Annotated in this window: 23 protein-coding genes; 9 read left to right on the top strand and 14 right to left on the bottom strand. The window is 58.8% G+C overall.

Annotation, left to right across the window (positions count from 1 at the left end):
- Positions 1 to 8: 8 nt before the first annotated feature.
- From F2S13_RS23715 to F2S13_RS23705, 3 genes are all read right to left on the bottom strand, one after another.
- Complete coding sequence (locus F2S13_RS23715) at positions 9 to 995, bottom strand: alpha-ketoacid dehydrogenase subunit beta (protein WP_166365433.1); 987 nt, start codon at positions 993 to 995, stop codon at positions 9 to 11.
- Positions 985 to 2085 carry a pyruvate dehydrogenase (acetyl-transferring) E1 component subunit alpha gene (gene pdhA / locus F2S13_RS23710; protein WP_166365431.1) on the bottom strand — a complete coding sequence of 367 codons (1101 nt, stop codon included), beginning with the start codon at positions 2083 to 2085 and terminating at the stop codon, positions 985 to 987. The genes F2S13_RS23715 and pdhA overlap by 11 nt, the downstream gene beginning before the upstream one ends.
- A gap of 88 nt (positions 2086 to 2173) precedes the next feature.
- Positions 2174 to 3202 (bottom strand): Leu/Phe/Val dehydrogenase, encoded by a 1029-nt coding sequence (locus F2S13_RS23705; protein ID WP_166365429.1) that lies wholly within the window; start codon positions 3200 to 3202, stop codon positions 2174 to 2176.
- Between the two features lie 161 nt (positions 3203 to 3363).
- Between F2S13_RS23705 and F2S13_RS23700 the strand changes: the two genes are divergently transcribed.
- Positions 3364 to 4170 (top strand): SirB1 family protein, encoded by an 807-nt coding sequence (locus F2S13_RS23700; RefSeq protein WP_166365427.1) that lies wholly within the window; start codon positions 3364 to 3366, stop codon positions 4168 to 4170.
- Positions 4171 to 4284: 114 nt separating this feature from the next.
- Here F2S13_RS23700 and maiA read toward each other — a convergent pair whose 3' ends face one another.
- Genes maiA through hmgA form a run of 3 tightly spaced genes read right to left on the bottom strand, consistent with a single transcriptional unit; the run spans position 4285 to position 7530 of the window.
- A complete protein-coding gene (gene maiA, locus F2S13_RS23695; protein WP_166365425.1) occupies positions 4285 to 4917 on the bottom strand; it encodes a maleylacetoacetate isomerase in 633 nt (210 codons plus the stop codon).
- 12 nt (positions 4918 to 4929) lie between these two features.
- A complete protein-coding gene (gene fahA / locus F2S13_RS23690; protein ID WP_166365423.1) occupies positions 4930 to 6222 on the bottom strand; it encodes a fumarylacetoacetase in 1293 nt (430 codons plus the stop codon).
- Positions 6223 to 6225: 3 nt separating this feature from the next.
- Positions 6226 to 7530 (bottom strand): homogentisate 1,2-dioxygenase, encoded by a 1305-nt coding sequence (hmgA, locus tag F2S13_RS23685; protein WP_166365421.1) that lies wholly within the window; start codon positions 7528 to 7530, stop codon positions 6226 to 6228.
- Between the two features lie 170 nt (positions 7531 to 7700).
- Between hmgA and F2S13_RS23680 the strand changes: the two genes are divergently transcribed.
- On the top strand, positions 7701 to 8483 hold the full coding sequence (locus F2S13_RS23680; protein ID WP_166365419.1) for an IclR family transcriptional regulator: 783 nt from the start codon (positions 7701 to 7703) through the stop codon (positions 8481 to 8483).
- 15 nt (positions 8484 to 8498) lie between these two features.
- Here F2S13_RS23680 and F2S13_RS23675 read toward each other — a convergent pair whose 3' ends face one another.
- The 6 genes from F2S13_RS23675 to F2S13_RS23650 form a co-directional block, all read right to left on the bottom strand.
- The gene (locus F2S13_RS23675) at positions 8499 to 11030 is read right to left on the bottom strand and encodes a LuxR C-terminal-related transcriptional regulator (protein WP_166365417.1); all 2532 of its coding nucleotides are present in this window, start codon (positions 11028 to 11030) and stop codon (positions 8499 to 8501) included.
- Positions 11031 to 11204: 174 nt separating this feature from the next.
- Positions 11205 to 12572, bottom strand: a complete 1368-nt coding sequence (locus F2S13_RS23670; RefSeq protein ID WP_166365415.1) for a DUF1329 domain-containing protein — start codon at positions 12570 to 12572, stop codon at positions 11205 to 11207.
- A 16-nt stretch (positions 12573 to 12588) separates the two neighbouring features.
- Positions 12589 to 14382 (bottom strand): DUF1302 domain-containing protein, encoded by a 1794-nt coding sequence (locus F2S13_RS23665; RefSeq protein WP_166365413.1) that lies wholly within the window; start codon positions 14380 to 14382, stop codon positions 12589 to 12591.
- Positions 14383 to 14871: 489 nt separating this feature from the next.
- The gene (locus tag F2S13_RS23660) at positions 14872 to 15786 is read right to left on the bottom strand and encodes an SDR family oxidoreductase (protein ID WP_166365411.1); all 915 of its coding nucleotides are present in this window, start codon (positions 15784 to 15786) and stop codon (positions 14872 to 14874) included.
- A 137-nt stretch (positions 15787 to 15923) separates the two neighbouring features.
- On the bottom strand, positions 15924 to 16823 hold the full coding sequence (locus F2S13_RS23655; RefSeq protein ID WP_166365409.1) for an alpha/beta fold hydrolase: 900 nt from the start codon (positions 16821 to 16823) through the stop codon (positions 15924 to 15926).
- A gap of 281 nt (positions 16824 to 17104) precedes the next feature.
- On the bottom strand, positions 17105 to 17560 hold the full coding sequence (locus tag F2S13_RS23650; protein ID WP_166365407.1) for a flavodoxin: 456 nt from the start codon (positions 17558 to 17560) through the stop codon (positions 17105 to 17107).
- A 73-nt stretch (positions 17561 to 17633) separates the two neighbouring features.
- Between F2S13_RS23650 and F2S13_RS23645 the strand changes: the two genes are divergently transcribed.
- Both F2S13_RS23645 and F2S13_RS23640 read left to right on the top strand, forming a co-directional pair.
- Complete coding sequence (locus tag F2S13_RS23645) at positions 17634 to 18089, top strand: PAS domain-containing protein (protein WP_166365405.1); 456 nt, start codon at positions 17634 to 17636, stop codon at positions 18087 to 18089.
- Positions 18090 to 18163: 74 nt separating this feature from the next.
- Positions 18164 to 18769 (top strand): hypothetical protein, encoded by a 606-nt coding sequence (locus F2S13_RS23640; protein WP_166365403.1) that lies wholly within the window; start codon positions 18164 to 18166, stop codon positions 18767 to 18769.
- 22 nt (positions 18770 to 18791) lie between these two features.
- Here F2S13_RS23640 and F2S13_RS23635 read toward each other — a convergent pair whose 3' ends face one another.
- Complete coding sequence (locus tag F2S13_RS23635) at positions 18792 to 19742, bottom strand: MerR family transcriptional regulator (RefSeq protein WP_166365401.1); 951 nt, start codon at positions 19740 to 19742, stop codon at positions 18792 to 18794.
- 183 nt (positions 19743 to 19925) lie between these two features.
- On the opposite strand from F2S13_RS23635, the gene folM reads away from it, so the two are divergent.
- Genes folM through F2S13_RS23620 form a run of 3 tightly spaced genes read left to right on the top strand, consistent with a single transcriptional unit; the run spans position 19926 to position 21294 of the window.
- Complete coding sequence (gene folM, locus F2S13_RS23630) at positions 19926 to 20624, top strand: dihydromonapterin reductase (RefSeq protein ID WP_166365399.1); 699 nt, start codon at positions 19926 to 19928, stop codon at positions 20622 to 20624.
- Between the two features lie 21 nt (positions 20625 to 20645).
- Positions 20646 to 20942 (top strand): DUF1244 domain-containing protein, encoded by a 297-nt coding sequence (locus F2S13_RS23625; RefSeq protein WP_166365397.1) that lies wholly within the window; start codon positions 20646 to 20648, stop codon positions 20940 to 20942.
- Positions 20935 to 21294, top strand: coding sequence for a HopJ type III effector protein (locus F2S13_RS23620; protein ID WP_166365395.1), 360 nt, complete (start codon positions 20935 to 20937; stop codon positions 21292 to 21294). Before F2S13_RS23625 ends, F2S13_RS23620 begins: the two co-directional genes overlap by 8 nt.
- Positions 21295 to 21506: 212 nt before the next feature.
- Here the strand turns inward: F2S13_RS23620 and F2S13_RS23615 are convergent, their stop codons facing one another.
- Entirely contained in the window at positions 21507 to 22286 is a 780-nt protein-coding gene (locus F2S13_RS23615) for a class I SAM-dependent methyltransferase (protein WP_218584072.1), read from the bottom strand.
- Between the two features lie 392 nt (positions 22287 to 22678).
- Here F2S13_RS23615 and F2S13_RS23610 point away from each other — a divergent pair, with 392 nt between their 5' ends.
- Together F2S13_RS23610 and F2S13_RS23605 are read left to right on the top strand one after the other, a co-directional pair.
- Positions 22679 to 23635, top strand: coding sequence for a glycosyltransferase family 2 protein (locus tag F2S13_RS23610; protein ID WP_166365393.1), 957 nt, complete (start codon positions 22679 to 22681; stop codon positions 23633 to 23635).
- Positions 23619 to 24449, top strand: coding sequence for a phytanoyl-CoA dioxygenase family protein (locus F2S13_RS23605; protein WP_166365391.1), 831 nt, complete (start codon positions 23619 to 23621; stop codon positions 24447 to 24449). Before F2S13_RS23610 ends, F2S13_RS23605 begins: the two co-directional genes overlap by 17 nt.
- The last annotated feature ends 207 nt before the right edge of the window (positions 24450 to 24656 follow it).

Raw genomic sequence — 24656 nt, 5'->3', positions numbered from 1 at the left:
AGGCCTCCTCAGGCAAAATTCAGAACGTGGTCGCAGGCGTGGAGGATGTCTTCCACGCTGGGCATGTACAGCTGCTCGAGGCGATACAAGGGCGGCGGAATGTCCGGGGCGGTGACCCGCTGGATGGGCGCCTGCAGATCCAGGAAAACACGTTCGTAGAGGCTGGCAGCAATTTCGCCACCGACGCCACAGGTGCGCGGCGCTTCATGCACGATCACGCAGCGACCGGTCTTGCGCACCGAGGCTTCCAGGGTGTCGAGGTCCAGTGGCTTGATACAGGCCACATCGATGACCTCCGCCGAAATGCCCTGTTCGGCCAGGGCGTCGGCCGCCTTGAGCGTCTCCATGACACTCGCGCCCCAACTGATCAAGGTCAGGTCACTGCCTTCGCGCAAGGTAAAACAACTGTCGAGCGGCAGGCGCCGACCGTCGTCGCTCAAGGGTTGCGGGTTCATCCGATACAAGCGTGTCGGTTCGAGGAAAATCACCGGGTCCGGATCGTCGATCGCAGCCAGCAACAAACCATAGGCCCGCGCCGGCGAGGACGGCACCACCACACGCAGGCCTGGCACATGGGCAAACATCGCTTCGGTGCTTTCGCTGTGATGCTCGGGTGCGCGAATGCCCGCGCCCATGGGTGACCGCAACACCAGCGGACAACTCAGCCGGCCGCGCGTGCGATTACGCAGGCGGCTGGCATGAGACACCAGGTGTTCCATGGTCGCATAGATAAAGCCCATGAACTGGATTTCCAGCACTGGCCTCAGCCCTTGGGCGGCCATGCCGACGGCAAGGCCGGCTATCATGGTTTCGGCCAGGGGCGTGTCGATCACTCGCTTGAAACCGAAGCTGTCGCGCAGTCCCTGGGTGGCCCGGAAAACCCCGCCATTGACCCCGACGTCCTCCCCCAGGACAACCACCCGCTCGTCCTCGGCCATGGCCCGGTGCAGGGCCAGATTGATCGCTTGGAGCAAGGTCACCTTGTCATTGGCCATGGCCGCTGCCTCCTGCATGCCGGATGGCCCGTTCGAGAATTTCTTCGCGCTGTTCGGCCAGGGCCTTGGGCCAGCGGGCATAGACATGGTCGACGATCGATTCAGGCGATTGCAGGCCGGCACCCTCGAAGTTATCCACAGCCTGCCCGACCAGGGCCTGACACTCGGCGATCAGTGCCTGTTCACGCCCCTCATCCCACACGCCCTGGCTGGCCAGGAACGATTGCAGACGCTTGATCGGTTCTTCCTGCCAGGCGTGCTTGACCTCTTCGGCCGGACGATAACGGGTGGCGTCGTCGGCCGTGGTGTGGTCGCCCAGGCGATAACTCAGGCATTCGAGCAGCACCGGCCCCTTGCCCTGCCGGGCCCGCTCCAGCGCCACTTGCATCCGTTCATAGACGGCGAGCATGTCGTTGCCATCGACCTGCTCGCCATGAAAGCCCGCGCCAACGGCTTTCTGTGCCAGGGTCGGTGCACCGCATTGAATGCGCCGCGGGACGGAAATGGCCCATTGGTTATTGTTCACCACGAACACCACCGGCAGCTGCCAGGCACCGGCTACGTTGAGTGCCTCGAGAAAGTCGCCCTTGCTGGTCGCGCCATCGCCGCAGGTGGTGACCACGACCCGATGCTCGCCACGGATCTTGAACGCGCTGGCCACCCCGCAGGCATGCAAGGCCTGGGTGGCGATCGGCACGCAAATGGGAAAGTCTTCGGCCACGCCCGGTTCGGCGAAATCGCTGCCGCGCTCGTCACCGCCCCAATACAGCAGGATCTCCTCCATGCGTACGCCACGTACCAGTTGTACGGCCGTGTCGCGGTAATACGGCACCAGCACATCATCTGGTTGCATCAAGAAGCCGATCGCGACACCGATAGCTTCCTGACCGAGGGTCGGGGCGTAAGTGCCGATGCGTCCGGTGCGTTGCAGGGCCACGGCTTTCTGGTCGAAGAGGCGGGTCAGGACCATTTGCCGGTAGAGGCGCGTGAGCAGATTGAAGTCGTCGGCCGAGTCGGGCATTGCGCCGATCAGGCGTCCATCGGGGGAAAGATAACGGGTATAGGGAAGCTCGATTTTCTTGGCAGTCATTGCACCACTCCTGGCACGCGGGGCACGCGTGGTTAATCCGTCGACGGCGTGTGGCGGTCGCTGTTCCTTTCAGCGGCAATGGCAGGCTTCAAGTGACCTGCTGGTAAACCAACCGTTCGGCCAGGGCCTCGGCAACCCGTGCCGGCGAGCGCTTTTCGGCCTGGGCGTGGGCAAATACCTCGGTCAAGCGCTGGGGAATCCGTGACAGGTGCGCCGTTATCGTGCCGAGGTCTTCGCCCCGGTGTTTCAATGCCACATAGATCAGCCCACCGGAATTGATGATGTAGTCCGGGGCATAAAGAATGCCGCGTGCCTCCAACTGGTCGGCGGCCTGCATAGTGGTCAGTTGATTGTTGGCCGAGCCGGCCACTGCGGCGCAACGCAGCTGGTTGACACTCTGGCCATTGAGGATCGAGCCCAGGCCACAGGGCGCGAAGATGTCGCACGGGGTACTGATCAGCGCTTCGCTGGCCACGGGATGCGCGCCAAACTGCTCCATCGCCAGTTGCACGCGCCCGGAATCGTAATCGCTGACCAACAGTTCGGCACCCGCGGCGTGCAGCTGTTCAGCCAGGGCATAGCCGACGTTTCCCAATCCTTGTACCGCCACGCGCAGGCCTTCGAGGTTGTCGCTGCCCAGGCGCGCCATGCACGTGGCGCGAATGCCCGCAAACACGCCCATCGCCGCGTGCGGCGAGGGATCGCCGGCAGCCGTGGTACTGGTGACATGCTGTGTGCACTGGGCGATGCAGTCCATATCAACGGTCGAGGTGCCGCTGTCGATCGCCGTGATATAGCGCCCCTCCAGGCTCTCGATGAAACGGCCGAAGGCTTCGAACAATGCGGCCCGGTTTTCCACATGGGGATTGCGAATGATCACGGCCTTGCCGCCACCCAATGGCAGGCCAGCCAGCGCAGCCTTGTAGCTCATGCCTTGGGCGAGCCGAATCGCGTCGATCATCGCACTTTCGTCGTCGGGGTACGCCAGATAGCGACAGCCGCCCAGGGCCGGGCCGATGCGATCGCTGTGTATAGCGATAACGGCCTTGAGCCCGGTCGCCGGATCGACGGTCAGGTGCAATGATTGTGTGCGAGTGCTTTGCATGAGAGCGAACATCGACGGGCTCCCGAATCATGTTGCTGATCCAAGTATAGGCGGCGACGCACGCCGTGCCGAAGTGCGCCGGAATAAATCCCCTGACAACTCGATATCCAGGGTCGGATTACTGGACGAAAGCCCATACCAGCGCTACAAGGAAAGGATGAGCGGAGACAATCATGAGCCCACGCCAAGCGTGCCTTGCCTGCCTGCAACGTAATCCCGCTGCAACTTTCGAGGCGGCGTTGTGGGTCGCTGCCGAACACGATTCCAGTGTGCAGCCTGAACACATCATGCGCGACCTCAACGAATTGCAGCAACAAGTCAGTATTGGCTTGCCCATGCTTGCGGTCAATGAACTGGCGCAACCCCTGCTCAGGCGCCTGGCGTCCCTGGGCTTCCAGCAGGATGAGTACCATCCCCTGCGCCCACAGGCGGCATTGCTCGACAAGGTGCTGCAACGCCGGCGCGGGCAACCACTGGCCCTGGCTCTTATTACCCTGGAGTTGGCCAGACGTTTGAATATCCCGCTGGTGGGCGTTAACTTCCCTGGGCACTTTTTACTGCGGGTTCCCGGCGCTGATCATGTCCTGGACCCGTGCGGCGGACGCCGCCTGTACACCGCCGACTGCCGCGAGCTGCTGGGCCGGCAATTCGGCCCGCAGGTACAGCTGAGTGCCGAGCACATGCTCGAGGCCAGCCCCGTGCAGATACTGCAACGGCTGTCGCGCAACCTGCGACAGTTGCACTCCTCCCACGATGACCACTTTTCCGCCCTCAAGGACGCCGAACGCGTCATGGAACTGGGCCCGGCCAATGCCAGCGATTATCTGGCGCGTGCCGTGATCTATCAGCACCTGGATTGCCCCCAGGCCGAGCGCTTCGACCTGGAGCATGCGCTGTTGCTCAGTGATGACCCGATCCAGCAGTTGCGCTTGAGTGAACGGTTGAGTCATCTGCTGACGCCCAAGCCGTCCATGCATTGAATCCGCGATTACTCATTCCCACGCTCCGCGTGGGAATGCCGTTGCAGACGCTCTGCGTCAATGACGCTAAGCGTCAGGAGAGGCATTCCCACGCGGAGCGTGGGAACGAGGGGGTCACTGTGAAGGCGTATCCGGCTGATTCGCCGGATGCGCCTCAGCAAACGCCGGATGCACCGCCGCCAACGCCGCCACCCGACGAATACGCGGATATGCATTCAAGGAAATATTGAAACGCTCAGCCGCATACAGCTGCGGAATCAGGTAGACATCCGCCAGCCCCGGCGTATCGCCAAAGCAATAACCCTTATCGCCAATCAATTGCTCGACTGCCGCCAACCCCTGGGTGATCCAGTGAGCGATCCACTGCGTAACCTGACTCTCGTCATGCCCCAGCTGGCGCAGTTGATTGAGTACGCTGACGTTGTGCAGTGGATGGACATCGCAACCGATCAGCGCCGCGACACTGCGTGCATGGGCACGCTGCAGCGGATCTGCGGCCAGCAACGCTGGCTGTGGATAACATTCCTCCAGGTACTCGATGATCGCCGGCGATTGCACCAGCAGATCACCCTCCCCGACCCGTAAGGCCGGCACGCGGCCCTGTGGGTTGAGGGCGAGGAAGTCCGCCTGCCGCTGTTCGCCCTTGAGCAGGTTGACCGGGATCGACTGGTAATCGAGGCCCTTGAGGGCCAACGCGATGCGCACTCGGTAAGACGAAGTCGAACGGTAGTAGGTGTAGAGTTCCATCGCCTAGCCCTCTCAGTGTGCCGCCAACACCTTGCCACGGCATTCGCCGAAGCCGATCGAGGCCACGCCATCAGCGCGGCAGCGTGCGCGCAGGATGATTTCGTCGCCGTCTTCGAGGAAACGCCGAACCTCGCCCGAGGCCAGTTGCACGGGCTCCTTGCCGCCGTTGGTGATCTCCAGCAGGCTGCCGAATTGACCAGGCTTGGCCCCGGACAGGGTGCCGGAGCCGAACAGGTCGCCGGCCTGCAACTGGCAACCGTTGACGCTGTGGTGCGCAACCAGCTGCGCCACGGTCCAGTACATGGTCTGCGTGTTGCTGAGGGTCAGACGCTCGGCGGGCAGGTTCTGCTCGCGCATCTGCTCGGTCAGCAGCAACACTTCCAGCTCGATGTCGAATGCACCGGCGGCTTGGTCACGGGTATCGAGCAGGTACGACAGCGGTTGCGGGTCGCCTTCGGGGCGCGGTGCCTGGGCGCAACGGAATGGCGCCAGGGCCTCGGCGGTCACCACCCAGGGCGAGACGCTGGTGATGAAGCTCTTGGACAGGAACGGGCCCAGTGGCTGGTATTCCCAGGCCTGGATATCGCGCGCCGACCAGTCGTTGAGCAGGCAGAAACCAGCAATGTGTTCGCCCGCCTCGGCGATCGGCACGGGCTCGCCCAGCGCATTACCCTGACCGATCCAGATGCCCAGTTCCAATTCATAGTCTAGGCGTGCGCAAGGGCCGAAACTTGGCTCGGTTTGCCCGGCTGGCAAGGTCTGGCCTTTCGGTCGACGCACGTCGGCACCCGATGGGCGAACGGTGGAAGCCCGGCCGTGATAGCCGATCGGCACGTACTTGTAGTTCGGCAGCAAGGGATTGTCCGGACGGAACAGCCTGCCGACATTCTTCGCGTGCTCGATGCCCACGTAAAAATCGGTGTAGTCACTGATGCGCGCCGGCAAGTGCATCTGGCAGTCGGCGGCGTTGCGCAGCAAGGGCTGCAGCGCTGCCTGGTGCGCACTGCCTGCGCCCAGCAGTTCGAGCAGACGCTCGCGCAATGCAACGCGAGCCGCACGGCCCAGTTCAAAGAAAGCGTTCAGCGCGCCGCCACGGGCCACTTCGACAGCCTGACGTGCCAATCCGTCGAACAACCCGGCGGCCAACACGGCTTCAAGGTCCAGAATCGAATCACCAATAGCCACGCCAAAACGCAGCACCTGATCCTTGTGACTGAAGATCCCCAGCGGCAGGTTCTGCAGCGGGAAGTCGCCGTGTCCGTTGGCGCTTTCGACCCAACTGCGAGTAATGGCTGGCTGATTCATGGGTTATCTCCGATTCGGGTTGAAAATGGTCGGCAACGATGCCCAACAAGCATCGTAGTCGTTCTGCAATTGTGGGCAGTCCAGCGCATGCCGGCTGGGCCGCAGGACCTGGCTGGTCTCGAACATGAAGGCCATGGTGTTGTCGATCTTGCTCGGCGCAAGATCCGCGGCGATGGCCTTGGTGCAGGTCTCGCCATCCGGGCCATGGGCGCTCATGCAACTGTGCAGCGACGCCCCGCCAGGCAGGAAGCCTTCGGCCTTGGCGTCATAGCTGCCCTGGATCAGCCCCATGAACTCGTTCATCAGGTTGCGGTGGAACCAGGGCGGACGGAAGGTGTTCTCGGCCACCATCCAGCGTGGCGGGAAAATCACGAAATCGATATTGGCCAGGCCATGCACGCTGGTCGGCGAAGTCAGGACGGTGAAAATCGACGGGTCCGGATGGTCGAAACTGACCGTGCCGATGGTATTGAAGCGGCGCAGGTCGTATTTATACGGCACGTTGTTGCCGTGCCAGGCCACCACGTCCAGCGGCGAGTGATTGAGCTCGCAACCCCAGAGCTCACCGAGGAATTTCTGCACCAGCTGCACCGGCCCGGCGTGTTCCTCGTAGTGCGCCACCGGCGTGAGGAAGTCCCGCGGGTTGGCCAGACCGTTGCTGCCGATCGGCCCCAGATCGGGCAAGCGCAGGGGGGCTCCGTGGTTTTCGGCGATGTAACCGCGGGCCTGGGGGTCAAGCAATTCAACACGGAACTTGAGGCCGCGCGGCAATACGGCGATTTCCAGCGGCTCGATGTCCAGCACACCCAACTCGGTCGCAATGCGCAGGCGGCCGAGTTCCGGCACCAGCAGCAGCTCGCCATCGGCATTGAAGAACACGCGCTGCATCGAGCAGTTGGCGCGGTAGCTGTGGATGCTGACTCCCGCGGGCTTTTCCCGGTTCGAGTTGGCGGCCATGGTTATCCAGCCGTCGAGAAAGTCCGTAGGCTGTTCCGGAATATCCAAAGGGCTCCAGCGCAGGCGGTTGGGGGTTACTTCACCGAGCGGGCCACCGGCCAATTGCCGCTCCAGCCGAGTGAATGCGGGGTGCAGGGCCGAGGGGCGGATGCGGTACATCCAGGTCCGGCGCAGTTCGCTACGGGCCATGGTGAATGCAGTACCGGAGAACAACTCGGTGTAGAGACCATATGGGGCTTTCTGCGGCGAGTTCTGACCGACGGGCAAGGCGCCAGGGAGCGCTTCACTACTGAATTCGTTGCCAAAACCGCTCTGGTACTGGAGCGCTGGCGAAGTGGAATCGAGGTTCATAGAGCCTCCTGGCCGCAGTGGCCGGTTGATGGCAGTTGACCGTGGCATGAAGGGGCAACGGTGATACTGCGTTATTTTTATCGTAATCTGATTACGTATAACGTAATTTGATTGCTATCGACCGTCAAGCTATAAAGACGCCCACCAGCCCTCCCGAATCGAAGCGCACCATGGAAAAAGCCAGCCCCACTACCGAGAGCCCCGGCAAGCAAAAGGTCCGCTCGGCGGAAGTCGGCACCGATATCCTCAAGGCCCTGGCGCAGCTCTCGCCGTCGACCTCACTGTCGCGTCTGGCCGAACACGTGCAAATGCCCGCCAGCAAGGTTCACCGTTATCTCCAGGCCCTGATTGCCAGCGGTTTCGCCGAGCAGAACCCGGCTACCAACCATTATGGTCTTGGCCGCGAGGCGCTGCGGGTGGGGCTTGCTGCCTTGGGCGGGATGGATGTGTTGAAGGTCGCGGCCATGCCGCTCTCGCAATTGCGCGACGAGCTCAACGAAACCTGCTTTGTGGCGGTGTGGGGCAACCAGGGCGCTACCGTGGTCAGCATCGAGCCTGCGGTGCGCGCTGTGACCGTGGTCACCCAGATCGGCTCGGTGCTGCCTTTATTGAGTTCTTCCACCGGCCTGGTCTTCGGCGCCTACCTGCCACAGCGCGAGACCATCGAATTGCGCGAGCAGGAAATGCAGGGCCTGAATCAGGCCGATGCCAAGGCGTATGACGAGCAGTTCGAAAGCATTCGCCAACGTGGCCTGCACCACGTGCACGGTCTTCTGATGCCAGGCGTCGACGCCTTGTCGGCCCCGGTCTTCGATGCCTTTGGCAAAATCGCTGCCGTTCTGACCGTGGTCGGACCGACGTCCATCTTCCATGCCGATGAACAGGGCCCGGCAGCGCAGCGTTTGTTGGCCGCCACTCGGGCGATCAGTTGGCGCATGGGCTTTGATGGCTGAGGGGCTGTCGCCGACTCAATTCATCAAGCCGATTTTTTTCGCCATGGCGACCGCTTGCGTCCTGCGTTCCACGCCCAACTTGCTGTGAATACGGCGGGCGTGGGTTTTTACCGTGTGCAATGAAATAAACAACTGCTCGGCAATTTGTTGGTTGGAGTTTCCCTGGGCAATCAACTTGAGCACTTCCAGCTCGCGAAAACTGAGCGGGTTGTCGCCCGGTTCCAAGGGTTCGGTTTCCATGCCCATCGCCAGCAGCAGGCCCGGCTGGCGCAGGCGCAATTCATTGACCGGCTGTACCAGGCCCAGGCGATCGCTCAGGGTCAGGCCCTTGTCCAGGCAGTCGCGGGCAACACCCTGATCGTTGTGCACGAATGCGACCTCGGCCATCACCAGATAGAGTTCGGCCTCCAGCGCCTGCATGCCGCAGTGCCTGGCCTGGTCGAGCAGCGACTGAAGTCGTTCGAGCGGTGCCGATGCCTGCTGCAGTTGAACTTCGGCCAGAACCAGCAACGCCTCGATTCGCGGGATCAGTTCCAGCGTGGCCGGAGGCGCCTGAATGGCGTGGGGTCCACGGTAGTGGCGCAACACGCGGGTCAGGGTTTCGCGCACCAATGCCGGCCTGCCCTGCTGCAACCAGAAGTAGCTGCTGACCAGCAATAACACCCCGCGATAGACCAGGTCTGGAACATGGTGCAACTGCATCAAGCGTTCGGCCTCGCGCAGGCGCACAAAAGCCTGGGAATACCTTCCCTGCCCGGCTTCGAGTGTGGCCAATCCGAGAAAACCGTAGAAAGCGCGTTTGTCCTGACTGTGCAGACACGCCTGCAAACCCTGTTCATAGTGGATAACCGCCTGCTCATCCTGGCCCAGACGCGCGGCCAGGCGTCCCAGTCGCAGAGCGATGCGCCCTGCCAGCGGGCCTGAGCGGCAGTGCCTGATTTGCAACAACTCCCAGGTACTCAAGAGCAACTCCTGAGCCCGATGCAGGGCACCACGTTGCTCGAGCAACTGCGCATGATCGAGCTCGAGCACGGCCTCGAGCAGCAGTGACCCCTTGGCCCGCGCCAGGCACAGGGCATCGCGGATGTAGGCCTGTGCCAGGTTCAATTCGCCGCGCAGCAACGCCTGCTGGATCAAGCCACTGAAACACAGCAGACGCATCTGCCAGGCCGTATCGGGCAAGTGCGCCAGGGCTGCCTGCAAGTGCTCACAGGCAGGTGCCGCGCGCCCTTGCAGGTGCAGCAGACAGCCATGGAGTGCCTGCCAACGGGCGATCAGTTCATGTTGCGCGGGGGCCGATGGCGGCGGCAGGAAGCGCGACAGTTGCTCGATGCAGCCCTGCGCCTGCTCGAATCGCCCGGTAATCAGCAAGGCCCCGGCAATCAGGCACACCCATTGCGGATCACCGAACATCAGGGATTCTCCATGCTGCAAGTACAGATTGACCAGCAGCAGGACATTCTGCCGTTCGTATAAATGCTCCAATTGCAGATGCTGCAGCAGGCTGACCGCCGCTTCGTATTCACAGGCCTGGCACGCCTGCTCGAACGCCGTCTGCCAGTCACCCTGGAGCGCAAACCACTGGCACGCCCGCCGATGCCAGGAGCGGCCAGGCGCAGATGAGGACGCGCGTTGATGCCTGGCCAAGGGTGGAAAAACCTGCAGCCAGCGCGGTGAATGCTCCCACGGCTCGATAAAACATCCCAGAGCCTGCAACTGACGCAAGCCCGCCGCCCCTTCTCCAGCGCCAAACAGGTGTTCGCACAATGAGGCATCGAAACGCGGCAGCGCCGCCAATACCCGCCAGATCTCCGCCAGATCACTGGGCAGGCCGGCAAAGAGTTCATGATCCAGATAGGCAGACAGGGTGCCTGAACCCGGCTCCGGGCCACTGCCGTCGACGGCGTCGATCATGGCGATGCGCACCCCGGCGGCCCATCCGTCGGTGAGCTGGAGTATCCGACCGGCCGTCTGTTGCGGCCAGTCACACGGCTGCCTGGCCAACAGCTGATCGATTTCCGTGGCGGTGAAGGCCAACGCCCGGCCATCGCATTCGAGCAAATCCCCCTCGAGCAGCAAACGCGGCCAATTGCAGGACGGGCGCCGTCGACCGCAAACCCACCAATTGAGGTGGGCACTGCTGTGCAGCAGCAGCGCATCGAGCAGGCCGTCCAGATCGGCATTGGCACAGCGACTGTAGTCGTCAAGGAACAACCAGGTGGGAGTCTGCATACGGGCCAGGCGTTCCAGCACATCGGCTTCGGTGCTCGAAGCCAGGCCCAGAACAGTCGCCAGCAGGACGCAGAATGCTTCTGGCGTACCAGCGGTGTCGCTCAGCGACAACCAATGGACTCTGCAGCCAACCGGTGCCTGCCGCGCGCACTCACTGAGCAGCGCAGTCTTGCCGCTGCCGGCGGGGGCGCAGAACAGCTTTACCCGCTCGGGCGATGCGAGCAAGCGAGCGCTCAAGCGCGTGCGTGGCAGGTGCCTGGGCGACATCCTGGGCAGACGATCCGAACACTCCAGCGGTAAGCGCATGGCGGTCATTGCGGTTGGCCTTTGTTGTAGGTTTTCTGAGGCTGGGCACCACCCTAGCCCTCTGGCAAAGGCTTGTTGAGGAGTATTCAGTGCATTGATCGCAGGCCATAAAAAAAGGCGACCCGAAGGTCGCCATTAATCATTTGCCACAACAAAGAATGAACGTCGGTGTGAAACCGGGAACTAGCGCACACCCTCGCTGCGTAGCGCGTTAGGCGTGTAATCGGCCGCCTTGGCGACGAAACCGAACTCGAAGCTGTGCTTCTCTTCGTTTTTCATGCCCAGGGCCAGGTAACGACCGGCAATGACGTCGTACAAGGCTTCAAGCGTGTAGGCCGGAACCTGGTGATCGTAATAGAACTGCTGGTGCCCCTCGGCTACGCGCCAGAGCTGACCACGGCCGTCGTAGTGGTCAACCAGCGCAACCTGCCAGCTGTCTTCGTCGATGTACATATGGCGCTTGGCGTAGATGTGCCGTTCACCCGGTTTGACCGTCGCCTCGACCTCCCAGACCCGGTGCAGTTCGTAACGGGTCAGGTCCTGGTTGATGTGCCCGGCCTTGATCACGTCGCTGTATTTCAGGCTCGGCGAGTCCAGCTTGTAGCTGTTGTAGGGAATGTACATTTCCTTCTTGCCGATCAGCTTCCAGTCATAGCGATCCGGGGCACCGGAAAACATGTCGAAGTTATCGGAAGTGCGCAGGCCATCGGCGGCAGTCCCCGGGCCGTCATAGGCCACTTGCGGCGCACGGCGTACCCGACGCTGTCCAGCGTTGTAGATCCAGGCCAGGCGTGGCTCCTTCACCTGGTCGAGGGTTTCGTGCACCAGCAGCACGTTACCGGCCAGACGCGCCGGCGCGGTCACTGCCTGCTTGAAGAACAGCAACACGTTGGAACCTTTGTCGGCAGACAGGTCCGGCGTCTCCTGGGGGACTGCGACTTCTTCTTCGAAGCGGATGCTGGTGAAAGAACCGTCAGTTTGTGGCGTGGCCTGGGTAATGATCCGGCGCAGGTTGCCACCGCGGTAACGGGTGATGTGGTTCCAGATCACTTCGTTACCGGTCTTGGGAATCGGGAACGCGTAGTAACGGCTTTCGGTGAAATTGGCCAGGCCGTTGCCGTCATTGATCGTGGTGACGGTGGTCGCGCTCTTCTTCGCGTCCTCGTTTATCGCCGCGGGCAAACTGACCGTGCGGTGGGTCGGATAGACCGGGATCTTGTAGGTTTCAGGGTAGCGCTTGAACATTGCCACCTGGCCTTCGGAGAGTTTGCTCTTGTACTGATCGACGTTGGCCGCGGTGATGGTGAACAGCGGCTTTTCATTGGCGAACGGGTCCGCCAGGAAGCCCTTGCTGTCGACCGCACCGGCGTTCTTGGGGATGCCACCGGTGTACGCCGGAATCGAACCATCGGCATTACCGGCCTTCTCCGCGCCCAAGGGGGTCAGGGAGGTGCCCAGCTTGGCGGCTTCGTCGGCCGACACTGCTGCCATGACGTTTGCGGCCAGCAGGCTCAGCGCCAGCGCACCACATTGCAGAATCATCTTGCGCATAATGTTCTCTCCCGAATCAGAAGTTCACGCCGAAGCTCAACGCGACGAAATCGCGATCAGTCAAGGTGTTGTAATCACCGCCAAAAAAGTCGGTGTAACTAAGGCTCGCGGTGTAGGTATTGCGGTAGTCGGCATCGAGTCCCACGCTGACGGCCTTGGCACCTTCGTTGAACAAGCCGTTGGGGCCATAACCATCGACGTCATGGGACCAGGACAGGTTGGGCTTGAGGTTGACCCCGGCAATGGCGTTGGCGTAATCCAGAATCGCCCGGGCACGGTAGCCCCAGGAGGTGGACGTGACGAAGCCGTTGGTGTCGCCCTGGAAGCCGTAGGCACCGAATACCGAGTCACGGCCATAGCGCAACTGGCTCTTGGACTCCAGACCACCGACATGCACAACACCGGCTTCACCCACCAGCGTCAGGCGTTCGGCCCCCAGCACCTGGTCGAAGAAGTGCGTCAGAGTAGTTTGCAGCTGGGTGATTTCCTTGCGCTTGTAGCCGGTGTTGTCGGCCCCGGCGCTGGACTTGATCGGCGATGCGAGATTACCGGCAATCGGGTTGACCAGTGCCAATGTCAGGTCGGTGGTGTTGAGCTGCACCGGCGCATTGGGCCGGTAACTGAGTTCGCCGCTCCAGGCTGTGCCGGTAGAGAGCGTGGTGGAAAAACTGGCGCCATAGAGGCGGATGTCTTCCGGAAACTCCAGATAGTACTGGCCATTGCCGAGCATGGTGCTCTGGGCCAGGCCCGCGCCACTGCCCGGTACCCGGGCGTTGGCCGCCGCGATGATTCTTGGAATCTGCCCGATGGTGGCCAGGCCCGCCGTCTTGGTACTCACCACGGGCCCGCGGCTGTGGTAATTCATGAAGTACAGGCCGTATTCGGTTTCATCGCCCATCCAGCGCAACGCAGTACCCCATTGCCCGGAATCACGCGCATTGCGATCAGCTGCGCGCTGCACGACGACGCCTTCCGGGGTTACCTGGAAGCCTTGGCCGAACGCCGCAGCAATCGGTTGCAGGGGGGCGATCGCCGGGTTGCCGACGTCGTAGTTCGCGTTGCAGCCAGCAGCCACCACGTCATTGGCAAAGAAGGTCCCGCAGTTATCGACGACCGTCTTGTCCCATTCCAGTTGATAGAAGGCTTCCACGCTCAAGGCATCGGTCAGGCCCTGGGACAGATACAGCATGTTGACTGGAATCAACCCTTCCTTGATCTCGGCTCCAGGGCGGCGGAACGCCGAGACGTCGATGGGGTTGATGCTGTTGATCGAGTTACCGATGAACGTGCTCTCGCCCCAACTCACTACCTGCTTGCCGGCGCGCACGGTGCCCGGCAGATCGGCGATGGAGTAGTTGTGATAGACGAAGGAATCGAGCCATTCGGCGCCTGACGACTTGGCGCCTTCCATGCGGCCGTCGTCGCTGATCTGCTTGAACGGTCGGTTTTCATCCTTGAGTTCGAAGTCATACCAGTACTTGCCCCGGACAAACACGCCGGTGTCGCCGTATTTGAGCTCCAGGTCATGGATACCCTTGAAGATCTTCGAGAAGGTCTCGCCTTTCTCGAAGTTCAGGCGCCCATCATCGCCGGTGGCCGCCTGCCCCCGTCCGCCATTGTTGACACTGACATAGTCCTTGTCGGCATCGCGCAAGCCCCAACTGGCACCAACGGACAACGAGGAGTCGAACTGTCCTTCGATTTCCCCGATGTTGAATGAAACGGCCTGCGCCTGGGCCGAACAGCCCAAAGCTACTGCAATGGCCAGCGCCTGCGGCCTGAAGATGGCGCGCATTGTTGTTCTTGTCATGCGTCTTCCCCGGTTGGTTCCTGAAGGCTTCACCCTAAAGGCGCGCAGCCTACCGGATAAGCGCACCAAGGAGGTATTCGCGTTGTACCTCCAAAGGATTAATGGGCTATCTGGCGCGGGCTTCGGACCGTGCATGGGTGTGATGGATAAGGCCTCATAGAGCCGATGGATGGGAAAAGGTTCAGCGCACGCGGCAAAACAACGACTATTGCTTGCGCTGCAATAGTCATTGTCGCAATCGAGTATTTTTCGGGAAGGGATAAGTGCTTATTCTTGCCTGGCTCTCACAACAGACAGCCAGTCGGACGCCGCAGGATTTGCAGGCGGATGTGGGCTGGTTAATTGCCCGTTAATGCCAGGAGTGTAGTGTCCTCTGCATGGGCCGGTCGCAAGACCACAGGTTCACCGACGTTGATTTTGAAGCTCCTTGATCGAACGTCTTGTTTGGCCGCTGTTATCCAGCGGCCTTTTTTATTTATGCCATGGTGCTCAGTTCTGCACGTATTTTTGCAGATTCAGCATCATTTGATTCAACGCTTCGATATTGTCGCCGGGGTGCACCGCACCTTCGAAGTCGCCAATCTGCGCCCAGTGGGCAGCCACGTCTTCGACCGCGAACCCTTCACGCGGATCGAAGCCCACCCCCAGGCTACGCTCCCAGCGAACCTTGCCCATCCAGCCACCGCCGACCTCGTACAGACCCGAACTGTCCTGGCACTGTTCACTGCCCAGATACACCACCAGAGGGCTGACCAGTTCCGGCTTGAGTTGTTCGAACACCGCGGGCGGAATCAGCCCTTCGGTCATGCGGGTGCCGCCGGTGGGGGCGATCGCGTTGACCAGGATGTTGTGCTTGCGACCTTCGATGGCCAGCGTCCGGGTCAGGCCATAAAGCCCCAGCTTGGCCATGCCGTAGTTGGACTGGCCGAAGTTGCCGTAGATACCGGATGTGGAGGCGGTAAAGATGATCCGCCCGTAGTTCTGCTCACGCAGGTGCGGCCAGGCGGCACGGGTCACCTTGTAGGCGCCCTCGACGTGTACCCGGTAAACCAGGTCCCAGTCACTGTCCTCCATCTTGTGGAAGGTCTTGTCGCGCAGGATCCCGGCGTTGTTGACCAGCACATCGACACGGCCGAAGGCATCCAGCGCATTCTGGACGATCTTGTCGCCGTCGGTCACCGAATCATGATTGGCCACCGCCGTGCCGCCGGCGGCGCGTATTTCCGCGACCACACGATCGGCTGCCGAGGCACTGGCGCCCTCGCCCTGGGCTGTCCCCCCCAGATCGTTGACCACCACCTTCGCGCCATGTCTGGCGAACAGCAACGCATGGGCACGCCCCAGGCCGCCGCCCGCGCCCGTGACAATCACCACCTTATCTTCGAAGCGCACCGATTCACTCATCACAAATCTCCAGCATTGGCCAATGGAACGTGGAGGCGAGTGTCAGGCACAGGCCTGCCGCTCACAATCAAGACGGCAGGGGCTGAATGGTGCCCGATAAGGTAACGCGATGTAACGCCGCAGTGGCGTCCACTCCCTCAGGAGCAGACCATTTTTATGGAAGGTACCAGCTGTTCGCGAAATGCCAGGTAATGCCTGAGCACCTGAACCGGCGCTTCTGTATGCGGATGATGACCAATCTCTGGCAGCGATACGGTATCGGGGTTGGGCACCAGTTCCAGGTAACGCTCGAGCATGTGTTCGCCGGATACCGGATCAAGCGCGCCATTGATGAAACGCAGCGGCACGCCTGCGCGCTGCAATGCGCCGACCCAACGCTCGCGCCGGGCGATGCGCTCGGGCAGGTAACTGATCAGCCTGTGCATGATGCGGTTGCCGTGATTGGTATCGATCAGGCTCCAGCAGTCGTCCAGCGTGCTCTCACTGGGCCGGGTCTGCGGGCCATAGATATGGCAGATGTGGTTGACCAGATCATCCCGCGTGAACGAGCGCCCGATCAACCAGCCAAGCGGGCTGAGCAACAGTTTCTGAATCAGCACAGCGCGATGCCGCTCCGGAAACAGGCCGCCGTTGAGAAAGACACAACTGGCAATCTCGGCGCGCGCTTCATGATGGCGGGCAAGCAGCTCCTGCGCGACGCTGTCGCCGTAATCGTGCGCCAATACATGCACCGGCTGCTGGACTTGCAGGTGCGCCAACAGCGCCTGCTGTACATCGGCCTGCTCGAGGATGCTGTATTCATGGCGAACCGGCTTGGCGGAATCACCGAAGCCCAGCATGTCGCAGGCGATGACGCGATAGCGTTGGGCCAGGGGTTGCCAGAGGAAATGCCAGTCCCAGCTGGCCGTCGGGAATCCGTGAATCAACAGCAGCGGCGCCCCCTGCCCGGCCGTCCAATAACGGATGTCATGCCCCTGAAACTGGAACGTCTGCCCCCGGGTGCGCCAGACACTCAGCGGAATTTCGGACAGATGCATCACAGCAACTCCAGGCGATGACAGGCAGCCACGGCGATAGCTGCCGGCCTGTGGATTGCTTGGGTTCGACTCCCTGAATTCGATGCTGACAAGACATGGGCTGCAGTCACGACAATCACCTCGGCACGTTCATGTGCTCTCCTGGCAATCAGTCTAGTCAGCGTCTGCCAGCCGGCCAGTTGCATTGGCAGCCAGCTTATTGGCCCAGCGAGTCAGGCTCCGTGAATGTCAAATAAACGCCGTCAACAAAGACCCTGCAAACTGGGTCGGTCGCGGTGATCTCAGCCACGCAGATGCACGATGAAATCCGCCAGCCAAGGTTCGGCATCGGTTTCCGGAGTGACGGTTTCACTGGCGTCCAGGCGCAGCATCGGCAGGACTTCACGTACGCCCAGTTCGCCGAACAGTTCGCGCAATTGCTCGCCGCCGCCACAGAAGGTATCGCCATAGCTCGAATCGCCCAGGGCGATCACAGCGCCTGGCAAGCCGCGCCAGGCAGCCGGCAAGGTGTCACGGATCTGCGAGTACAACGGTTGCAGGTTATCCGGCAGCTCCCCCATCCCGGTAGTCGAAGTCACGCCCAGAAACGCGTCGGGGGCGAACGCCTCCACGTCGGCAAAGGTCGCCCGAGAATTGCACAGGACCTCGAACCCGGCAGCCTTGAGCAGGGATGCGGCATGTCGAGCGACTTCTTCAGCCGTGCCATAGACCGAACCGATAAGGATGGCGACTTTCATAAAGGATTCTGAACCTGAGTAAAAAACGCAGATATTATCAGGCTATCCCTTTCCAGTATCGCGGACCGCCTCCATGATCAATGCCAAGCTTCTGCAGCGAATGATTGACGCCTCCAACGACGGCATCGTGGTCGCCGAGCAGGAAGGCGACGACAACATCCTGATCTACGTCAACCCGGCATTCGAACGGCTGACCGGCTACCAGGCCAACGACATCCTGTACCGTGACTGTCGCTTCCTCCAGGCCGATGACCGTGACCAGCCAGCCCGCGCCCTGATTCGCGAAGCGCTCAAGAACGGTACACCCTGCCGACGCATCCTGCGCAATTACCGCAAGGATGGCAGCGCCTTCTGGAACGAACTGTCCATTACACCGGTTTACAACGAAAGTGATCAGCTGATGTATTTCATCGGGATCCAGAAAGATGTCAGCCAGCAGGTCGAGGCCGAGCAGCGCGTCATCGAACTGGAGAAACAGGTGGCTGAACTTCAGGCGCGCCTGAATTTCCTCGAAGGCGACGAACGGTAAAAACCAATTCCGAATCCTGTTGTCCATCAGGGTGATAAACGGAATTGTAATTATTGAACTCGTCGAGTGTGCCCATGCAACGAAACGCGCTCCTGACCCAGGATGAGCTGGATTTCATTCAGAACATGCAGCATGCCCCACAATTCGATGTGGCTGACGCTACATCGAGCCTGCTCGTCAATGGGGGATCCCAGATCAAAGCCCTGCTGGCGCGGCTGATCGCCCACGAACAGGTGACGATCCAGGCGCAGTTCGAAAACCAGCAGATGAACTTCCCGCTGCAGCTGGTCGAAGACGAGTTCCATGCCCTGCACCTGCAACTGGGTGCTCCCAGCATCTATGAAGATGGCCCTATGGTTCGCCCCTGGCGCCTGGTGCTGGATGAACCACTGGCGCTGGAAGACGACAAGGGTCGGGCGAAGGCGCTGAAGGTCCGGGAAATCTCCTGCCAGGATGTGCTTGTCGAAAACTGCGGCACGACCAAGCCACCCAAACGCTTCAGCCTGTGGTTCAAGCCAAGGGGGCATGAGCCCATCGCTTTACGCGCGACACTCGAGCGGGAAACCGAAGAGGGGCTGGCTGCCTACACACTGAACCAGAGCAATGCGCAAGAAACCGAGCAGCTGCGCCAATACATTCTGGCCAGGCATCGTCGGGCGCACCCGGAACTGCATCGTTAAAATTCCTTGCAGCCGCCCTCGTTCACGTGTCCAGGGCCTCGGCCAGGTATTGCTGCAAGCGCCGCTGCATGAGGCGTCCCTCGCTTCCCAGGCAAGCCACTTGTGAACCGATCAGGCTGTCCTGAGCCAGGTCCGCCGCCTCCCCCGCCAACAACAACGGGCAGTCCAGACCCATCCCCAGCCGCGCCAGGCGCTTGGGCAGCTCTGCAGCCGGCGGGTGATTGGAAAACAGCACCAGGGCATTGGGCTGGATTTTTTCGCACACCAGGCTCAACTCTTCCAGTGGCTGCCCCAATGGCAAAATACGGATACCGATTTCACTGGTGCCCAGCAGCAAGCCGGCTACCAGCAGTTCCAGCTCTCGGCACTGACCGGGAATCGCCGCCAGCAGCACACTGAGTTCCTGATCGTGCCCCATCAGTTGCATGCGTTGCAGGGTTCTGGCACGCAGAAACGCATCGAAAAACAACCACTCGCTGGCCTGGCCGAACGCATCCTGCTGCACCAGCATCTCCTGCCATACAGGCATCAGGATGTCCTGGAATACAACGACCATGGGATAGCTGGAAAACACCTGACCATAGATCTGCTCAAGGCGCCGCTCGTCGAACCCGCGCACCGCCCGGCGAACCTGTGCCTGCCATTCGCTCCAGTCACTCTGGGCCATGGGTGGTTGTGCGGGGTGCTCCCGAGCCTTGAGCGTCTGGGTACGCGCCAATATCTTGCCGACCTTGCTGACCGCAACGCCCCGTTCGATCCAGCCAAGAATACTGCGCACTTCATTGATATCGGCCTGGGAGTAGAGGCGGTGGCCGCTCTCTGTGCGCGTGGGTTGAATCAGACCGTAACGACGCTCCCAGGCGCGCAGGGTGACCGGGTTGATGCCGGTCATCCGCGAGACTTCTCGAATCGGAAACAGCTCTTGCTGATCAAGACCGTCTGAATTCAGAGACAGCGGGGAGGATTCAGTCATCACTAGGCGAACCACAGGTTAGGGCAATAGCGACATTCTACTCCGCAGACCTCACCTTCACTCAAGGCACTGCACGCCGATCCGGCCAAGGGGTGCACTCATCGGTGCAAACTTCGGTATGCTGAGGCCATTTCGTACATGGCGCATCTTTCGCGTGGTCCTTCGGAAGCCGACAACTCTTACATGAATAGCCCAATCCTTGTTACCGGAGCCAGTCAACGGGTAGGTCTCGAACTGGCAATCAGCCTGGCACAGGCCGGCTACACCGTGGTCAGCGCCAGCCGCAGCGTCAGCGCCCGTCCGGCGCACCCGAATATCGTGCAGTTCCAGGCCGACCTGCAACAGGAGCAGGACCGCCTGGCCTTGATCGAGTACCTGACGAGCAACTATGACGGCCTGCGGGCGATCGTCCACAACGCGTCGCTTTGGCTGGACGATGGCCTGGAGAACCTGAACACCATGTTCAAGCTCCACGTCGAGGCGCCCTACCACCTGAACATGGCACTCGGGGATCTGCTGGCCAAGGTGGAAAAGGCCGACATCATTCACATCTGCGACGAAACCTCCTCGCGCGGCAGCAAGAGCCATATTGCCTATGCGGCCACCAAGGCAGCCTTGCAGAACATGATGCTGTCGTTTGCCGAAAAATATGCGCCAGGGATTCGAGTCAACGCCATTTTGCCGGGGCTGCTGATTCTCAAGGAGAACAGCGACGAGCAATACCGCAACAGGACCCTGAAAAAAGCCCTGCTGGAATTCGAACCCGGGGCCCAGCCGCTGATCGATGCGGTTTTCTACCTTTTGAACACCCAATACAGCACGGGAAGCAGCGTGGTCATCAACGGTGGCCGCCACCTGAAGAAAGGCGTCACCCGTGATTGACCCTGCCTTTGTGAGAACAACATGACCGACCAAGAAAAACTCGAACTCGAAGCCGCCGCCTTCCGCCGCCTGGTCCAGCACCTGGGCGAGCGCACCGACGTGCAGAACATCGACCTGATGAACCTTGCCGGCTTCTGCCGCAATTGCCTGTCAAAGTGGTACAAGGCCGCTGCCGACGAGCGTCAGATCGAGGTCAGCCTCGACGATGCCCGCGAGATGGTCTACGGCATGCCGTACAACGAGTGGAAAGCCCAATACCAGAAAGAAGCCAGCGCCGACCAGCAAGCGGCGTTCGCCAAAGGAAAACAGCATGACTGATCTGAACACCCTGCGCGCCAGCCTGAAAAGCGGCGAACACGTCTTCGCCGATACCCTGGCATTTATTGCCGCCGGTTACGACTACCAGCCACAAGCCTTCAACAATGGCGGTGTCGAGAACGCAGCCGGGCAGAACGAAGGCTCCTGCAAGACCCTGGGCCTGGCCTTGCTTGAAGGGCTGAGCGATGAAGAGGCGCTGTTGGCCTTTGGGGAGCATTATCGGTCGGTGGTGGCTACTCCTCAGGGGAGTGACCATGCGAACATCCGTGCGTTGATTGCACAGGGGTTGGCGGGGGTTAAGTTTGCGGGTGAGCCTTTGACGCGTAAGGCTAACTGCTCACTCACAGAATAAAAACGGCAAAAGAATATTTTTTTGCCACTCCATATCCTTGTCTAAAACACAACCCCATGCTGTGCTCCCGATTTGCTTCTGGGGCCAGCAATGATGTGCCCTGAAATCAAAGTCGAAATAGTCAGTCTAGCCATCTTTTGGACAAGGTTTGTAAATAGCTTTCTTCCAATACAATAAAACCAACGGAAAATCATTTAGCCATACAACTTCAACTATTCCCCACTGACGGGTCGCGTCTCGCAATACAACACCATCGCGCGCTCTGATTTACTAAATAGTTTTTGAATTAAATGTAGCGGATATAGCACACGCTCATTGAGCAGCAACCCCAGATAGCGAGGGAATGTTGTCTTCATTGTAATTCCACGGATACCAGATTGCTTCGTCCGCTCCAACATACTCAACGATAATTTTTTAGCTTCACTGCGCCGAACGATGAAATTCGAAATTGGATAAAGGATATTTGAAACCGGGAATGTTAACCCCGCGCTATGCGTTAGCTCCATACCTTCCTTGCTAAATGCTTCAAGCGCAGCCTCCTTGGAATAGCGGCGATAATGCCCCGCTATCTCATCTTCAATCCCCCAATGTTTTAGCGACCCTGGAACGATTGTAATCATGAGTCCCTCTTCGCAAAGACTCTCCTTCCCCCGCTCAATGAATCTTGCCTCCCCCGCACTATCAAAATGCTCCATAACCATACATGAAATTACAAGATCGTATTTTGCAACAGCACTGACGCCCAACCAGTCAGCATTCACAACTTCATATAAACCAACATCAATCTCTTTTGAAAATCTTCTGCACAACGACTCAACCGTCTTCGGCTCAAGGTCGTATGCCTTTCCCGTCCACCCCATGGATAAAAGCAATGCCGAGATGTTCCCTGCTCCTGCTCCTATCTCAACGAACCGTCCAGGTTTAACTAACCTCAGTCGCTCTCGCAAGTACATGAGCTGCAAAATTGTGCCTGGTGGTAAGACGTCCATCATTTTCTCTTCCTGTCTGGTTGTGCAAGTTTCGCATCCTTGCGTTTAGGTGTCCACAATCAGCACACGGCACTCAAGGCAAACGTGCAAATCAGATAAGCCTAGATTTGAAGCAACCCCCTGAGAGCTTTTTCAGCCCCCCTCAATAGCTCCCAACCAGCTGTTTAGACGGCTTGTTACCAAAAAAGTGGTGGCTGGATAGCAGCTGCACGCCTGGAGGCTGACTATGAGGTCGAGGTAGCAAGCTCAGCCAGTAAATCGATAGCTGGCTATTGTAGGGGGATGCTCACAGTTGGTGCGCTCTTCTGCTAGAATCCGCTTCCGAGTATTATACCTGCTGCCTTGGGCGCACTTGACGGCAACACACCCCCCTAAAAATATGGACGTCTCGACCGATGAAGCTTTCTATAGTAGCAACACTTTATCAATCTGCTCCATATATAGAAGACTTTTATAGGCGAGCAAAAGCTGTTGCCGAACAACACGCCGGAGACAGCTACGAAATAATATTGGTCAATGACGGTTCGCCTGACACAAGCCTGGAGCTAGCCGTCAATCTTTCAAACTTGGACAGTCATGTTGTCGTATTGGATCTGTCGCGAAATTTTGGTCATCACAAAGCAATGATGACCGGTCTGGCTCACTCATCAGGCAATCAGGTATTTTTGATTGATAGTGACCTTGAGGAAGAACCTGAATGGCTACCTGAGTTCCATGCTACTTTGGTGAGCGAGAAAAGCGACGTTGTTTACGGAATCCAATCCAAACGTAAAGGGGGAAAGGTTGAACAATTATCTGGATTAATGTTCTATCGCCTCTTTCGCGCTCTAACGGGCATCGAACAGCCGGATAACATCGTGACAGCCCGACTCATGTCTCGCCGTTACGTGGACTCGCTGTTAATGCACCAAGAAAGGGAACTTAATATAGGCGGCCTCTGGGTTATAACGGGCTTCAAGCAGACAGCTTTCGAAATTAAAAAACATTCAACAAGTCCAACCACATATTCTCTAAGAAAGAAAATCAGTCATTTAGTTAATGCAGTGACATCATTCAGCAGCCTGCCACTTGTATTCACATTTTACTCGGGACTCATTATCTCTGCCTCGGCAGTTGTATTTATTCTTTACCTTATATCAAACTACTTCTTCATTGCAACACCACCCAGTGGCTACACCTCACTAATCGCATCTGTATGGCTTTCATCAGGATTGATAATTTTCTTTGTTGGCATACAGGGCATCTATATATCCAAAATATTCATCGAAATAAAACAAAGACCCTACACAATAGTCCGCCATACTTACAGCACAAAAACCAAAAGGAGTATTGAAAGTGAAAGCACAGAATAATCCGCCAACTTCCGTATATGGCGTACTCCAGCAAAATGAAGCGAGCTCTGATATTGACGAAACGGTTGAGCAGATTCTAAACATCGGATACGCCGTCATTGACGCCGGACTCTCAAGGTCATGCCTTGAGGCTCTGAGCCTGGCATTTCAGAACACGCGGGAACGATACATACAAAATTTCGGCGCGGACAATCTCAAGCAACTTGGCGAATATCACACTATAAGATCCCTCTTGACTCTTGGCGGCACTCCGTTTGTCAATCTTGCATTAAATACAACGTTAATAAAAATAATTGAAAAGCTTATAAAGGGAAAATTCCAACTCAATCAGCAGAACGGCCTTATCAATCCCCCGAAAGAAAACTACAACCAAGGCTCATGGCATCGAGACCTGCCTTACCAGCATTTCACCTCAAGCTCTCCACTTGCCATAAATGCGTTGTTCTGCATGGATGACTTTACATTTAGCAACGGCGCCACTTATGTACTACCAGCCTCACACAAGACAGAAAATCTGCCATCTTCAAATTACATTCAAAAAAACGCGATACAAATAGAAGCAAAGGCGGGATCATTCATAATTCTTGACTGCATGCTTTTCCACGCCGGAGGATTCAACACAACAAATATCGAACGGCGCGCGATCAACCATGTATTCACAATACCCTACTTCAAACAACAGATAAACATACCCAGCAACATTACTGAACCTGAAAACCTAACCGACAAAGCCAAAGAAATACTAGGCTTCAACTATTTAGTGCCCAACTCGATAGCCGACTACTTCAAATCGCGCACAACTGTAAAAACCTAACTACAAAGCGAGATAAGCTTTTAACTTACAAAAGTTTTTAGAAAGCATTTATGGCATATTGTGATTACTGCGTCGAGATCACTCAATGTCCGCCTACAATCAAAGCATCGATTCGATTGCAGATTCTATTACACCGATTTTTAAGATCCTAGCATAGTATATTTGGTGATTCGTTGAGCTCATTTGCTTTTTCTGCTCAAGAAACTG

The sequence above is a fragment of the Pseudomonas akapageensis genome, from assembly GCF_011355085.1.
GTDB lineage: Bacteria > Pseudomonadota > Gammaproteobacteria > Pseudomonadales > Pseudomonadaceae > Aquipseudomonas > Aquipseudomonas akapageensis.
The sequence above is the reverse complement of the archived record's forward strand: the minus strand, read 5'-3'. Positions and strand labels throughout refer to the sequence as shown.